10 protein-coding genes are annotated in these 15,142 nt (G+C 64.8%); 8 read left to right on the forward strand and 2 right to left on the reverse strand.

What is annotated here, in order from left to right; translation table 11 throughout:
• Nucleotides 1-222 precede the first annotated feature (222 nt).
• Together C1877_RS01105 and C1877_RS01110 are read left to right on the forward strand one after the other, a co-directional pair.
• Nucleotides 223-1,614 carry a sodium-dependent transporter gene (locus C1877_RS01105; RefSeq protein ID WP_015539115.1) on the forward strand — a complete coding sequence of 464 codons (1,392 nt, stop codon included), beginning with the start codon at nt 223-225 and terminating at the stop codon, nt 1,612-1,614.
• Between the two features lie 228 nt (nt 1,615-1,842).
• On the forward strand, nt 1,843-3,363 hold the full coding sequence (locus C1877_RS01110; RefSeq protein ID WP_114568120.1) for an IMP dehydrogenase: 1,521 nt from the start codon (nt 1,843-1,845) through the stop codon (nt 3,361-3,363).
• A 130-nt stretch (nt 3,364-3,493) separates the two neighbouring features.
• Here the strand turns inward: C1877_RS01110 and C1877_RS01115 are convergent, their stop codons facing one another.
• Nucleotides 3,494-4,420: a LysR family transcriptional regulator gene (locus tag C1877_RS01115; RefSeq protein ID WP_015539114.1), complete on the reverse strand. Its 927-nt coding sequence runs from the start codon at nt 4,418-4,420 to the stop codon at nt 3,494-3,496.
• A 537-nt stretch (nt 4,421-4,957) separates the two neighbouring features.
• On the opposite strand from C1877_RS01115, the gene C1877_RS01120 reads away from it, so the two are divergent.
• From C1877_RS01120 to C1877_RS01140, 4 genes are all read left to right on the forward strand, one after another.
• On the forward strand, nt 4,958-6,214 hold the full coding sequence (locus C1877_RS01120) for an MFS transporter (protein ID WP_114568121.1): 1,257 nt from the start codon (nt 4,958-4,960) through the stop codon (nt 6,212-6,214).
• Nucleotides 6,215-6,528: 314 nt separating this feature from the next.
• Entirely contained in the window at nt 6,529-7,866 is a 1,338-nt protein-coding gene (locus C1877_RS01125; RefSeq protein WP_015539113.1) for a phenylacetate--CoA ligase family protein, read from the forward strand.
• A 205-nt stretch (nt 7,867-8,071) separates the two neighbouring features.
• A complete protein-coding gene (locus C1877_RS01130) occupies nt 8,072-8,731 on the forward strand; it encodes a LysR family transcriptional regulator substrate-binding protein (RefSeq protein ID WP_015539112.1) in 660 nt (219 codons plus the stop codon).
• Nucleotides 8,732-9,090: 359 nt separating this feature from the next.
• Entirely contained in the window at nt 9,091-10,365 is a 1,275-nt protein-coding gene (locus C1877_RS01140) for an ATP-binding protein (RefSeq protein ID WP_114568122.1), read from the forward strand.
• Here C1877_RS01140 and C1877_RS01145 read toward each other — a convergent pair.
• On the reverse strand, nt 10,354-12,198 hold the full coding sequence (locus tag C1877_RS01145; protein ID WP_244909761.1) for a lipopolysaccharide biosynthesis protein: 1,845 nt from the start codon (nt 12,196-12,198) through the stop codon (nt 10,354-10,356). The two genes, C1877_RS01140 and C1877_RS01145, sit on opposite strands and share 12 nt — an antisense overlap.
• Before the next feature lie 655 nt (nt 12,199-12,853).
• Here C1877_RS01145 and C1877_RS01150 point away from each other — a divergent pair.
• Together C1877_RS01150 and porA are read left to right on the forward strand one after the other, a co-directional pair.
• Nucleotides 12,854-13,936 (forward strand): 2-oxoacid:acceptor oxidoreductase family protein, encoded by a 1,083-nt coding sequence (locus tag C1877_RS01150; protein ID WP_015539110.1) that lies wholly within the window; start codon nt 12,854-12,856, stop codon nt 13,934-13,936.
• Nucleotides 13,933-15,141, forward strand: a complete 1,209-nt coding sequence (gene porA / locus C1877_RS01155) for a pyruvate ferredoxin oxidoreductase (protein WP_114568123.1) — start codon at nt 13,933-13,935, stop codon at nt 15,139-15,141. The genes C1877_RS01150 and porA overlap by 4 nt, the downstream gene beginning before the upstream one ends.
• The last annotated feature ends 1 nt before the right edge of the window (nt 15,142 follow it).

The raw sequence follows: 15,142 nt of genomic DNA on the forward strand, positions 1-15,142 counted from the left end.
GGCGCGCGCCGGCCCAAGCGGCCGGCCGCGCCAGGGCATTGCCAGCCGGGGCGTGCGCCGCCGCCTTCCGCAGCATGCGCTTTGGCCGAAGATCGGGGCCGGGGCATCGTCGCGGCGCTCCACCTCGTTGGCGTGGCCGCTGTTTTCCGCTACACTGCTCGCATTTGACCGTGCGCGTCCCGGCGGCTGCCGAGGGCGCTCCGCATAGAGCGAGGACGATCGATGGCTCGAGAGAAATTCGGATCCCGGCTGGGGTTCATCCTGATCAGCGCCGGGTGCGCCATCGGGCTTGGGAACGTGTGGCGCTTCCCCTACATCGCCGGCGAGTACGGTGGCGCGGCGTTCGTGCTCATGTACCTGCTGTTCCTGGTGGTGTTCGCGTTGCCTATCCTGGTGATGGAGTTCGCGGTGGGTCGCGCCAGCCAGAAGGGCATCGCGCGCAGCTTCGACGAGCTGGAGCCGGCGGGCGCGAAATGGCACCGCTTCAAATGGCCGGCGCTCGCGGGTAACTATCTGCTCATGATGTTCTACACCACGGTGGCCGGCTGGATGATCGTGTTCATGCTGTTCAGCGGCACGGGAACGTTCGAGGGCCTGGACGCGCGCGGTGTCGAGGGCGTGTACAACACGATGCTTGCCGACCCGGTGCAGATGGTGGCGTTCATGCTGGCCGTGGTGCTGATCGGCGTGCTGGTGACGCGCGCCGGCCTGCGCAACGGCGTGGAGCGCATCACGAAGGTGATGATGATCGCGCTGTTCGCCGTGCTTGCGGTGCTCGTGGTGCGCGCGGTCACGCTGCCCGGCGCGCAGGAGGGCCTCGCGTTCTACCTGATGCCCGATTTCGGGAAGCTGTTCGCCGGCGGCTGGGGAACGTTCGCCGATGCTGTGTTCGCGGCCATGGGGCAGGCTTTCTTCACCGTGTCGGTGGGCGTGGGATCGATGTCCATCTTCGGCAGCTACATCGACAAGCGCTACCGTCTCACGGGCGAGGCGCTGCGCATCGCGGGGCTCGACACGCTCGTGGCGTTCATGGCGGGCCTCATCATCTTCCCCGCGTGCTTCGCGTTCGGCGTGGAGCCGGGAAGCGGCCCGGGGCTCGTGTTCATCACGCTGCCGAGCGTGTTCTCGCAGATGCCGTTCGGGCAGCTGTGGGGCACGCTGTTCTTCCTGTTCATGAGCTTCGCGGCGCTGTCCACGGTGATCGCGGTGTTCGAGAACATCATGAGCTTCAGCATGGACGAGTGGGGCTGGTCGCGCAACAAGGCGTGCCTCGTGAACGGGGTGGCGCTGGCGCTGCTGTCGCTGCCGTGCGTGCTGGGCTTCAACGTGTGGGCGGGCGTGGAGGTGCCGGGCATCGGCAACATCCAGGCCATCGAGGACTTCCTCATGTCGAACAACGTGCTGCCGCTGGGCGCGCTCGTGTTCCTGCTGTTCTGCACCACGCGTCGCGGCTGGGGCTGGGACGCGTTTCTGCGCGAGGCCGACACGGGCGAGGGCGCGCGCTTCCCCCGCTGGGCTCGCGGCTACGTGCGCTTCGCGCTGCCGGTGCTCATCCTGGCCGTGTTCGTGGCCGGCTACGTGCCCATCGTGCAGGTGTGGCTGGGGATGGGGTAGGAAGGCCGGGCGGATCGGGGCATTCTCGGGCTTTTGCGTCTCTGGGCATGTTTTTCTCCATATTCCCTGGGATCGTTCGCATGCGCGCCCCTCCCGTGGCTATAATAGCGGGTAACACCTAAGCAACGGATGCTTGACGGGCTTCGGCGGTCTATGCCGCGCAGCGCCGATCGTATCCGCGCCGCAACCCGCCCGCGCAGACCGCGCCGACCGCAGATGGAGGAGTTCATGGCCTACTATTTCGATGAGCCGTCCCGCACGTTCAACGAGTACTTGCTGGTACCCGGTTACTCGTCGGCAAAATGCATCCCGCAGGATGTGAGCCTGAAGACGCCGCTCGTGAAGTACCGCCGTGGCGAGGAACCGGCCATCTCGCTGAACATCCCCATGGTGTCCGCCATCATGCAGGCCGTGTCCGACGACGGCATGGCCATCGCGCTGGCCACCGAGGGCGGCCTGTCGTTCATCTACGGCTCGCAGAGCATCGAGGATCAGGCGGCCATGGTCGCGCGCGTGAAGGACTACAAGGCCGGCTTCGTGACGAGCGATGCGAACCTCTCGCCCGAGATGACGCTCGCCGACGTGGTGGCCCTCAAGGACAAGCACGGCCACTCCACCATGCCCGTGACCGAGGACGGCACGGCGCACGGCAAGCTGGTGGGCGTGGTGACGGACCGCGACTACCGCCTGTCGCGCATGTCCATGGACGAGAAGGTGGCCAGCTTCATGACGCCGCGCGAGAACATGATCGTGGCGCCCATGGACACCAGCCTGAAGGTTGCCAACGACATCATCTGGGACAACAAGCTGAACTCGCTGCCCGTGGTGGACGACGAGGACCACTTGATGTACCTGGTGTTCCGCAAGGACTACGACTCCCATAAGTCCAACCCCAACGAGATGCTGGACGCGCACAAGCGCTACCAGGTGGGTGCGGGCATCAACACGCGCGACTACGCCGAGCGCGTGCCGGCGCTGGTGGAGGCCGGTGCCGACGTGCTGTGCATCGACTCTTCGGAGGGCTACTCCGACTGGCAGAAGTTCACGCTGGAGTGGATTCGCGAGCATTACGGCGACTCCGTGAAGGTGGGCGCGGGCAACGTGGTGGACGCCGAGGGCTTCCGCTTCCTGGCCGACGCGGGCGCCGACTTCATCAAGATCGGCATCGGCGGCGGCTCCATCTGCATCACGCGCGAGCAGAAGGGCATCGGCCGCGGCCAGGCCACGGCCACCATCGAGGTGGCGAAGGCCCGCGACGAGTACTTCGAGGAGACGGGCGTCTACATCCCCATCTGCTCCGACGGCGGCATCGTGTACGACCATCACCTCACGCTGGCCCTGGCCATGGGCGCCGACTTCGTCATGCTGGGCCGCTACTTCGCCCGCTTCGACGAGAGCCCCACGAACAAGGTGAACATCAACGGCTCCTACATGAAGGAGTACTGGGGCGAGGGCTCCGCGCGTGCCCGCAACTGGCAGCGCTACGACCTGGGCGGCGACAAGAAGGGCATGTCGTTCGAGGAGGGCGTGGATTCGTACGTCCCCTACGCCGGCACGCTCAAGGACAACGTGGACCTCACGCTGTCGAAGGTGAAGTCCACCATGTGCAATTGCGGCGCCTTGACGATTCCCGAGCTGCAGGAGAAGGCGAAGCTCACCGTGGTGTCGTCCACGTCCATCGTCGAGGGTGGCGCCCACGACGTGGTGCTCAAGGACAAGACGCCCTACGTGAGCAGCTCTATCCACTAGGCAAGACCTTCACCCCTCCGGGAAGTTCTGCACAACAGCGTGTGGCCCGCCGGCCTCGGTTTTCAACCGAACACGGCGGGCCACACGCGCTTCATAGGTTTTTCGTTGACGGAAGGAGCGCGGCGCCCTTCTAAGCGGGTCGCGCTTCCACGCTCGGGTTCGCCTCGATGATGGCGTGGAGCTCGTCGATGTAGCGCAGCAGCAGGGGGCTCGGGCGGCGCTCGTTGTGCATGATGTAGCCCACCTGCATGCGCTCGTCCACGTCGAGCGGGATGCTGGCGATGCCCGACTGCATCTCCGCCGACAGCACGCCCGTGGACAGCGTGTAGCCGTTGTGGCTGGTTAGCAGGTTCGTGAGCGTGCCGCGGTCCGAGATGCGGATGTTGCGCGCGTGCGGGAGGTAGCTGAGCGGCTCCTCGGAATAGTAGAACGAGTTCGCCGTGCCCTGCTCGAACGAGTAGCGCGGGAAGGGCTCCAAGTCCTCGGGCGCCAGCAGCTGCGCGCCGGCCAGCGGGTGGTGCTCGCCCACGAACACGTGCACGCGCGCGTCGAACAGCGGGGCGTACGCCACGTCGGCATCGTCGAAGGCCTTCTGCAGCACGCGCCGGTTGAAGCCGTCGGTGTAGAGCACGCCCACCTCGCTGCGGAACGTGCGCACGTCGTCGATGATCTCGCCCGTGCTGCTCTCGCGGAGGATGAACTCGTAGTCGTCCCCCTCGCACTGCTCCACCACGTTCACGAACGCCTGCACGCTGAACGCGTAGTGCTGCGTGGACACGGCCAGCCGCAGGTGCTTGTCCGTGCCGGTGGCATAGCGCCGCTCCAACATGTCGGCTTGCTCGATGACCTGGTGCGCGTAGCCCAAGAGCTCCGTGCCGTCGTTCGTGAGCGTGACGCCGCGGTTGCTGCGCGTGAACACGGTGATGCCCAGCTCCTGCTCCAGCTCCTTGATGGCCGTGGAGAGGTTCGACTGCGAGGCGTAGAGGTTCTGGGCGGCGGCATTGATGGAGCCGTACTCGGCAATGGCGATAAGGTAGCGAAGCTGCTGAAGGGTCATGGCGGGCTTTCCTTTCTTGCGACTCCGGCGTCTTGGGGGAAGATGCCCAGTCGCTCGGCAGTCCTGGCTCGCACAAACCGTCCACAGGACGGTTTGGCTCGTGCGGAACTCGCTTGGTGGGCATCTTCCCCCAAGACGCCTTCAACCTGAAGGAATGCTGCAGTAGCGAGGGGACAGCAGCTTGCGCTGGGGGTGAGGGGGTCAACCTGCGAGAGCCTTTTTAATTCTAGCTTGTTATCTGATGAAGCGGTAGCGGGATTGAGGGTTTTTACGGTAGCTTATGGGGAGCTCACGAAAAGTGGGCGCCTATGCCGCGCGGCTTCGCTGGCTGTGCTCGCTTATAATTCTGTGCGCTCTCTAGCTACCCCTGTATGAAAGCACGGTTTCTCACTCTGAACGCCATACGGTTCGCCAGGGGCTTTCGGCGACAATGGGGGCGAAGGATCGCCGTCCTGCGGTTGTTCGGCGTTTATCGTCGCGGTCGGGGCAAAGGGGGCCTGTAAGGGCGGCGTCGAACTCGCACGGAGGGGGAGCACTATGCCTGAAACGACGGTTGCCCGCGTCAAGTCCGAGCGCATGCGCACATTGGCGTGCTCGACGTTCGCCCTGCTGTTCCTGGGGCTCATCTACGCGTTCTCCATGTTCGCGGCGCCGATGGGGGAGGCGTTCGAGCTGGAGAAGGGGGCGATAGGCCTCACGTTCAACATCATGATGATTGCGTTCTGCATCGGTGCCGTGATAGGCTCACAGGTGGAGCGGCGTATCGGCGTGAAGGGGGCCATCGTCATCGCGGCTGTGCTGTTCTTCGTCGGGTTTGCGGGCACCGGGCTGTTCGCGAAGGGGAGCATCGCGGTGGTGTACCTGTGCTACGGCACGCTGGGCGGCTTGGGCGTGGGCATGGGGTACAACACCATCGTGTCCACAACGAACCTGTGGTTTCCCGACAAGGTGGGATTCTCGTCAGGCGTGCTCATGATGGGGTTCGGCCTGGGGTCGCTCATCCTGGGGACGCTCTCGGTGAACCTGATCCCGCTGTTCGGCCTGGGTCCCGTGTTCGTGGGCGTGGGCGCGGCCGGCGGCGTGGTGGCGGCCGCGGCGGCGTTCATGCTGCGCCGGCCGCCCGAGAACATCGTGGCGCTCATGGCGCCCGAGCAGGCGGCGGCCCGCGACGCGGCGGGCGGGGACGGCGCCGACGAGCGGTTCCTGCTCAAGACGCCCATCCTGTACCTGTTCTGGATCTGGGCCGTCATCGTGGTGGCCATCGGCCTGGCCACCATCGGCAACTGCGCGGCGAACGCGCAGCTCGTGGGCATCGACGCCGCCTTCGCCACGCTGCTTGTGGGCCTGGTGTCCACCTGCAACGGCTTGGCGCGCGTGGTGGTGGGGATGATCTACGACCGCACGAACGTGAAGGTGACTATGTTCGTGGACGGCGCGGTGGCGGCCGTGGCCTGCGGCTGCATCATCGGCGCGTTCGCCACGGGCACCCCGGCGCTCTACATCGCGGGCGCGCTGTGCTGCGGCTTCGCCTACGGCGGCGAGCCGGTGGTGGCGTCGGCCTTCGCCCGCCAGCGCTACGGGTCGGCGAAGTACCCGCTCAACCTGTCGGTCATCAACACGTCCATCATCTACGGCTCACTGCTGAGCATGGCCGCTCAGGCGCTGGCCGGCGGCGTGGACAGCCCGCTCGCCGTGTTCACCATCTTGGGCGTGCTCTCGGTGGTGGCGCTGGTTGACGTGCTGCCCTTCTCGAAAAAGTGGGACGCCGACCTGCGGGCAACGCGCGCGAGGTAGCCTGCGGGGCGAATGCGCGCGGTGCGGTGTCGTTCACTTCCGCACCGTGCCAAGCTATCGGTTTTTGCGATAGCAAAGCATCAGAACAACGAATGACTTAGAAGGTTGTATTCGCCGCCGGTTAGTGGTTTCATGCAATACGCTGCTTTTACCTGCGAAAGCCCAGATAGCGAACGAATGTTTCAAGTGAAACATTCGGCGCGGGCAGACAGGTACGGAAACCGCAAGCGGGCGCTCGGCGCTCGGTCGTGCAGGCGTCGCCCGTCGCGGGCGTGCAAGCAGCGGAGGAAACAAGAACCGATCAAGGAGCAACCATGGCGAAGGACATCCCCGTATCCCAGAAATACTACGATCCGGAGATCGAGTGCATGCCGCGGCCCGAGCTCGAGGCGCTGCAGCTGCAGCGCCTGAAGGACATGGTGGCCTACGCATACGATAACACGGTGTACTACAAGCGCGCGTTCGACGAGGCCGGCGTGACGCCGGACGATATCCGGACGCTCGACGACATCGCGAAGTTCCCGTTCATCGACAAGAAGACCGAACGCGAGACGCAGCACGTGGGCAGCTTCTTCGGCGAGATGTGCTCCGTGCCCGAGGAGGAGGTCATCTTCATGGCCACCTCGTCCGGATCCACGGGCGTCCCCACGGTGAGCCCCTTCACGCAGGAGGACTTCGACCTGTGGCAGGACACCGAGGCGCGCCTGTTCTGGCAGGCCGGCATGCGCCCGAACGACCGCTACGTGCACGCGCTCAACTTCGCGCTGTACGTGGGCGGTCCGGACGTCATCGGCGCGCAGCGCCTGGGCGCGCTGGCCATCTGGGTGGGCGCCGTGCCCTCCGACCGCCTGCTGTTCGTGCTGAAGCAGTACCAGCCCACCGTCATCTGGACGTCGCCGTCTTACGCGTGGCACCTGGGCGAGGTGGCGAAGGAGAAGGGCTACGACCCGCGCACCGACTTCAACATCCACACCATCATCGTGGCCGGCGAGGCGGGCGGGTCGATTCCGTCCACGCGCGAGAGCATCGAGAACCTGTGGGGCGCGAAGGTCGTGGACTTCTACGGCCTGTCCGACATCTACGGTGCCTGCGCCGCCGCATGCGAGGCGCACGACGGCCTGCACATCGTGGAGGACCAGATACTCGTGGAGACGGTGGACCCGACGACCGGCGAGGTGCTGGCGCCGGGCGAGACGGGCGAGCTGGTGTACACCACCCTCATGAAGAAGGCGCGTCCCATGATCCGCTTCCGCACGGGCGATATCGGCTACGTGTCCACCGAGCCGTGCGAATGCGGGCGCACGCTGGCGCGCATCCACATCACCGGCCGCAAGGACGAGATGTTCATCGTGAGCGCCGTGAACGTGTTCCCCACCGACATCGAGTACGTGGTGCGCGGCCTGGACGGCCTCACCGGCGAGTACTCCATCCGCGTGTACGAGCAGGACTTCACCTGCAAGTACGAGGTGTCCGTGGAGCGCGCGCTGGGCAGCGATGAGCCCTACGACGAGGTGGCGAAGCGCACTATGGCCGCCATCAAGGCCCACGTGGGCGTGCGCCCGCAGAAGGTTATCGTGTATGATGCGGGCAAGCTGGGCACGTCATCCGAGCACAAGGCGTCGCGCTTCATCGACGAACGCGGCTGCCAGTAGGTTCCGCCGTTCCGCCGTTCTGTCGAACGGCGGAACGGGCCGACGCTGCGGCCGGCTGTGGCACCGAATCTTCGCGTGCTGGGGAAGGCTCACGTACACAAAGTACGCTTCGCCTTCCCCATCCCACGAATCTTCGGCACCACAGCCGCCCTCGCTGACTGATTTGGACCCACGAGAAGGAAATCTTGTTGAAAGGATTCCACCTATGACCACTGAAACCACGTTCGCCGTTTCCGGCCAGCATTACCTGTTCAACGTGCAGACCTTCGCCCACACCGTGCTGGCGCTGGGCGGCGACGCCTATGCCTACGCGCTGCGCGACCGCACCACCCAGGGCGTCATCGACGACGTTGCCAGCGGGAAGAGCGAGCTGGGCGTGCTGTTCCAGACCTCGGCCACGGCCGACGAGGTGAACGCCGCGCTCGACGCCGCGGGCCTCGAGTTCGTGGAGCTCATCCAGTCGGCCCCGCGCGTGGCGCTGCCGGCGAGCCACCCCATGGTGAACGCCGCGAGCCTCACCCTCGAGGACATGGAAGACTACCCGTACCTCTACTTCGAGCAGGACGAGGACTCCCCGGTCGCCTTCGCCGAGGAGGCGCTGGCCGGCGTGCCGCGCGCGAAGAGCATCGCCTGCACCGACCGCGCCTCGCTCTCGGAGCTGATCGTGGCCCTGAACGGCTACACGGTGACGAGCGGCATCCTGGTGGGCATCTCCGACGGCGCGGGACTCAACACCGTGCCCCTAAACACCGACGTGCAGCTGCACCTGGGCTACGTCGTGCGCAAGGGCGAGCAGCTGGGCGAGACGGGCCAGCGCTTCGTGGACACCCTGAAGAAGAACCTGGAGAGATACGCGCGGTTCTAGGGTTCCGGCAGCCTCTCGGCTGCCGGAACTAAGTCGACGCTGCGGCCGGCTGTGGCACCCGATCTCGCGGCGATGCCGGAGGCTCGCGTACCGAAGTACGCTTCGCCTCCGCCATCCCCTCGATCTCGGGCACCACAGCCGCCCTCGCTGACTGACTACGCCAGCCGGGGTGCCTCCTCTCAAGCGCCTGCGTGCTCGCTACGCGCTTTCCGGGAGCATAAGTCGGAAGCTGCGCTCTTTGCCTGCCAACCTGCGAGCCAACTCCTTTCCGCTGGTGCAAAGTTTGTTCATTGTAGTTGACAAAACATAGCAATCAAGCTAGTTTGTCAACTACAATGAACAAACTTGGAGGTCTCCCTATGATCGAACGCCCACTCTATCTCGACAGAATTCGACCCTTCATCGGCAAACCCATTATAAAAATCGTCACCGGGGTACGTCGTTCGGGGAAATCGACTCTTCTTCAGCTTGTTCGCGCAGAGTTGCATTCCCAAGGCGTGCCCGAGGAGTGCATGCTTGATATAAACCTAGAGGTATACGCGAACCGTCACCTCAAAAATCCCAACCTGCTTTATGAGCAAGTGAAAGCATGGGCGGATTCGTTGGGCGGCGAGCAGGGGTATCTTTTCCTCGATGAGATCCAAGAGGTCGAGTCATGGGAGCAGCTTGTTCCCGGCTTGCAGACGGAATTCCTTGTCGATATCTATCTTACTGGCTCGAACGCCCACTTTCTTTCAGGTGAGTTCGCCACGTATCTTAGCGGGCGTTACGTTGAGTTCGAGGTATTCCCGTTCTCGTTCTCGGAATTTGTCCGCCTCCGGGCTGATGACGGGGTGGTCGAGAGTATGGACGAGGCGTTCGATATCTACCGCGTGCTGGGAGGTTTTCCCTTCCTCTCGTATTTGGGGTATGCGCCCGATCCTTGCCGTGAATATCTGCTCAGCATTTACGACACCGTGGTTTTGAAGGATATGGTGGAGCGAGAAAGCATCAAAGACGCGTCGCTGTTGGGGGAGCTGCTTCCGTTTTTGATTGCGAATGTAGGCCATACTTTCAGCGGCCGCAGTATCGAGCGTATGCTGGAAGGCGAGAACATTTCTATATCCATTGGTTCGGTGCTCAAGTACGTGCAGGTGGCTTGTGATGCCAACCTTTTGTACCGTGCGTCACGTGTTGACGTGATGAGCAAGAAGGTCTTTAAAAGCCAAGAGAAATACTATCTCGTGGACCAAGGTTTGAGGGAGGCGGTGTACGGAAACAATGATCGCAATATCGACCAAGTGTTGGAGAATATCGTGTTTCTCGAACTGCTTCGCTATGGATGGAGCGTGACTGTGGGCGACAAGCCTATGTCTACTTCTGACAACGGCAAAAATCTCTCGGTGAAATCGGACAGCCCCTCACGCGAGATAGACTTCATCGCCTCAAAGGGGTCACGCAAGCTGTATTTGCAAGTGTGCTACTTGCTAGCCGACGAGTCGACGATCGAGCGCGAGCTCAAACCGCTAGAAGAGTTGAGGAGCGATTATCCAAAGTACGTGCTTTCACTCGATGAAGTTGATCGGAGCCAGAAGGGCATCATCCATCGAGATATTCGCGCCTTCCTTCTCGATTCCCACAACCTACTGCGGTAGCGGCCCCTCGTCGTCGGGGGCGCCGGCCGCTCCGAGGGCGTCCGCCGCAGCGCCCTCCTCGGCGCGAGCCCGCGCCTTCGCGTGAGCGGCCGCGCGGGCGGGGGACATGCCGCGTGCGGCCTCGCCCTCGGCCTCCAGCTCGGCCTCGATCGCGCGCACGCGAGCCTTCTCGTGGGCGGCGGCGCGCGCGGTGGTGGAGCGCCCGTGCGCGCTCGGGCTGGGGGCGATGGCGCTGCCCTCGGTCTCCGTTTCCTTGGAGAAGCCCAAGCGGATGCTCACGTACTCGCTCACCAGCAGCACCAGCAGGATGCACATCACAATGAGGTAGCCGATAACCGCGCCCGGCAGCCCGGTGAAGTTCACCAGCAGCAAGGGCACGAACAGCGAGAACCCGAACGTGATGATGTAGAGCTTCGTCACGGCGCGCTGTCGCCGCAGAACGGTGATCGCCTGGTACAGGAAGTCGATGGCCGCCGTCACGCCGCCCGCGGCGATCATGATGAACGGAAGGCCGCGGAACTGCTCGAAGTCCAGCCCGTACAAGAAGCTCATGACGGGAATGCCGATCCATCCCATGACAAGGGCCGTCGCTCCCGTGTAAGCCACGATGATCACCATGATAAGGACGATGATCAGGTCGAACTTCCGCCGCTTCTCGGGGTCGCTCCACGCCTCGGCCATGCGCACGAGGAGCGGCTTGTAAATGAGCCCGATAGTCAGCAATATGCCCTGCGCCGGAAAGTACAGCGCGTTGAAGTACAGCTGGTTGTCGTAGGAGAGCACGCCCTCCATGACGAACTTCGGCATGTTGTCGATGAGCGCGTACAGAAACAGCGCCAAAAACAGGGGGAAGCACTGCTTGAACAGCCGCGCGACGCTGGAGGGGCTCACGCGGCGCGATTTCGGCGTTTCGAACAGGGCCAGAGGGAACGTGAGCACCACGAACGACAGGGCCGCGGCCACGGCCATGACGATGCACGCCACCGGCAGGTTGCGGGTGATGAGCAGGCAGAGAGAGAACGCCACGAGCACGACGACCGAGCGGAACGCCTGCGAGGCGCCGGCCAGGTACAGCTTGTCCACCTGCTGCAGCCGCCCTTCGTACACGTCGGCCAGGCCGTCCACCATCTTGTACACGTATACGCCCAGGCTGATGGTGAACATGTCCTGCGCGTACCCGCGTATCGAGCAGTACGCCACGCCTACTGCCACCATGAGGGCGCAGGTTATCCAGCGGTTCAGCTGGTAGTCCGAGAAAGAGTGCGCCTCGTCAAGGTCCGACACCTGGTAGGTGCGCACGCCGTAGTTGGCCAGGAACATGAGCAGCATGCCCGTGACGAACGCCATGGAGAACATGCCGGCCTGCTCCACGCCCACCAGCTGCGTGACCACCACGGTGAGCACGGGGAACACCATGCCCCATGCGCCGATGCCCAGGGAGTTCCACACGTAGTCGCGTGTGGTGCGGTGCGCGGCGTACTGCTCCTCCTGGGCGGCCAGCGAGCGCTCCGACACGGCACCGAGCAGCCGGTTGCACCAGTGGTTCACCGTGCGCGTGACGAAGTTGGGCTTGCGGGGCTTGCGCGCCTTGGCGTCGCGGGCTCCCCGTCCGGTTTGGTCGCGGCCGCTCTCGCCGAGCGATGCATTGTTGCGCGTTCGGGCGTGATCGCCCTTCGCGACGGCCTCCGTCGAAGGCCGGCCGTGCTTGCCGCGCGCGACGTCCTCGCCGGATGCCGGCACGACGTTTGCAGTCTCGCCTGAATCGACGGGCGGCTGGCTCGTTGTCGGGCGTTTCCTGCCGTACGCGGGGCGGTCCATCACGGTGTTCGCCAACTCCTTCGCATGCCTCTTCGTCCGATCTCTCTTCGAGCATTATATAGTTCGCGCACGGCCGCGCCTCTAAGATTCATAGCAGCAGCAAACGGCGAGGTGGGGCGGTGCTGGGAAGGAGCGGGGAGAGGCGCGATGCTGCGGGATGCGGCGGTGGGGTGCAGCGTTTTTCCCCGAGAGATGTCAGAAAATAACCGGTTTGGCAATCGCTTTTGCAGCAAACAGCGCCCAGCACAAGGCGAGTCGCAGCATTTCGCCTGGTCGAGTATCGCGCTGTAGAAAAGAACCCGATGCCAGGATTGCCAAACCGGTCGTTTTTTGGCACAGACAGCCGGAAAAGCGTCATTTCCCGTGGAGCGCCCCCATCGGGTGGTGGTGGCGCGCGGAACGCGGCACGTGCGAAGTCGCCCCCTTGTGGAGCTCTTCGCGCACGGCCGTGCCTCTATGACTCATGGCGGCAGCAAACGGCGAGGTGGGGCGGTGCTGGGGGCGGGCCGGTAGGTGCGCGAAGGCGGACGCGTCGCCCGACAGCAGGTCGATGAGCGGGCAGATACCCACTTGCTGAATATTGGGGCAGGCGGACGGGCGTGTTGCTGCTTAGACGCGGCGGCCGCGCTATACTGGCACGATCATATGCAAGCAGAGAACGGGAGAAGGCATGATCGAGGTACTCTGGCACGGCCGCGGTGGGCAGGGTGCGTTCACAGCGGCGCGGCTGCTGGGTGCGGCGGCGTCGATGGCCGACGGGAGGCACGCGCTGGCGTTTCCCTCGTTCGGGCCCGAGCGGCGTGGCGCGCCCATGCGCGCGTTCACCAAGATGGACGACGTGCCCATCGGCGACCGCAGCGCCGTTGCGCAGGCTGACTACGTGGTGTACTTGGACGACACGCTGCTCGGCGACGGGTGGGAGTGCGAGCTTAAGCCCGGCGGGCTGGTGCTGGCGAACAGCACGCGCACGTTCGACGACCCGCGCATCGTGGCGCTTGACGCCGACGGCATCTCGACCGCCGTCCTCGGTCGGCCTATCCCCAACACGGTGTTCCTGGGTGCGCTGGCGGCGCTCTGCGACCGGGTGGAGTTGGCCGACGTGGAGGAGGCCGTCCGTCAATATATGCCTGCGAAGCTGCATGCGAAGAACATCGAGATCGTGCAGGCGGCGAGGGAGGCCGTCTCCCGTCGCGACGAAGGCGGGTCGGCTCGTCGTCCTGAGCGGGTGGAGCAAGCCGAAGGGTCCCCTGTGGCGTCGGCGGAAAATACCGCGACGGCGCCCCAGCGTCCCGCATCCCGCATCCCCACGCTGCGCTCCGGCGCGCTCGACCCTGCCGAGTTCGCGCATTCCACGTGCTTCGAAGGCGGCTACCTCACGGTGAAAAACGCGGGCTGGCGCAACATCCGCCCTGTGATCGACGCCGCCGTCTGCACCGGCTGCCTTCAGTGCTACCTCTACTGCCCGGATGGGGCGGTTTATAAAACAAGCAGGTCAGATGCGGTCAACGAGGGTTCGTGTGGCGCTTCAGATTGCAGCGAAAGCTTTCCGAAGCGTGCTTCTGCACGTGAGGAAAGCTTGGAGCTGCAAGATGGAGTGCCACACGAAGCCGCAGCGTCGGGTCGTTCCGCCGTTCGTCAGAACGGCGGAATCGAGATCGATTACGACTTCTGCAAGGGGTGCGGCGTGTGCGCGAAGGCGTGCAGGTTCGGCGCCATCACGATGATCCCCGAAAGCGAGGCGGATGCCCGATGAAGCGGTTCCTTTCCGGCGACGAGGCCCTCGCCGAGGGCGTGCGGCTGGCGCGCCCGCAGGTCATCTCCGCGTATCCCATCACGCCGCAGACGGTGGTGGTGGAGCGCCTGAGCGAGATGGTGGAGGACGGCTCGCTCGCCGCCGAGTACGTGCATGTGGAGTCCGAGCACTCGGCGCTCTCGTGCGCCATCGGCGCGTCGGCCACGGGCGCGCGCACGTTCACGGCCACGTCGAGCCAGGGCCTGCTGTACATGGCCGAGTGCCTGACCTACGCGTCGGGCGGCCGCTTCCCCATCGTCATGATGAACGCGAACCGCGCGACCGCCCTGCCGTGGAACATCTACGGCGACCAGCGCGACTCTCTCTCGCTGCTCGATCACGGCTGGATCCAGGTGTACGCCGAGAACAACCAGGAGGCGCTCGACCTGGCCCTCATGGCCTACGCCGTGGCCGAGGACCCCGCCGTGCGCACGCCGGTGATGGTGAACCTGGACGGCTTCGCGCTCACGCACACCTACGAGACGGTGGACGTTCCCACGCCCGAGCAGGCCGACGCGTTCCTGCCGCCCTACGACGGCGCGGGCAACAGCTTCGACTTCGAGAACCCGGTGAGCATCGGCTTCTCGGCGGGACCGGACTACGATCGCTACTTCAAGTACTGGGAGCATCGCGACATGCTCGAGGCCGTGCCGCGCGCCATCAAGGAGGCGGAGGCGCGCTTCGCCGAGGTGTTCGGGCGGCGCTATTCCGGCATGATCGAGTGCGTGGCCTGCGACGATGCCGACGTGGTGCTGGTGACGCTCGGTTCGGTGGCAGGCCTCGTGCGCGGCGTGGTGGAGAGGCTGCGCGCCCAGGGCGTGCGCGCCGGCATGCTGCGCATCCGCTACTTGCGCCCGATGCCGAGCGTGCTCGTGGCCACCGCGCTTGCAGGCGCGAAGGCCGTGGGCGTGCTGGAGAAGGACGTCTCGTTCGGCGCGGAGGGCACGGTGTACACCAACGTGAACTCGGCGCTGCAGCAGGCAGGCGCACGCGTTCCCACGTACAACTTCATCGGCGGCCTCGGCGGCGACGACATCTCGGAAGCGCAGGTGGAAGGCATGTTCCGCGCGCTCGCGCAGGCGGCTGACGGCACGCTCGACCTGCCGCACGTGTCGTTCTTGGGGATCGACTCGCCAGCGGACGCCGTCTCGGAAGGAGGTCGATAGC

The sequence above is a fragment of the Gordonibacter pamelaeae genome, from assembly GCF_003340385.1.
Classification (GTDB): domain Bacteria; phylum Actinomycetota; class Coriobacteriia; order Coriobacteriales; family Eggerthellaceae; genus Gordonibacter; species Gordonibacter pamelaeae.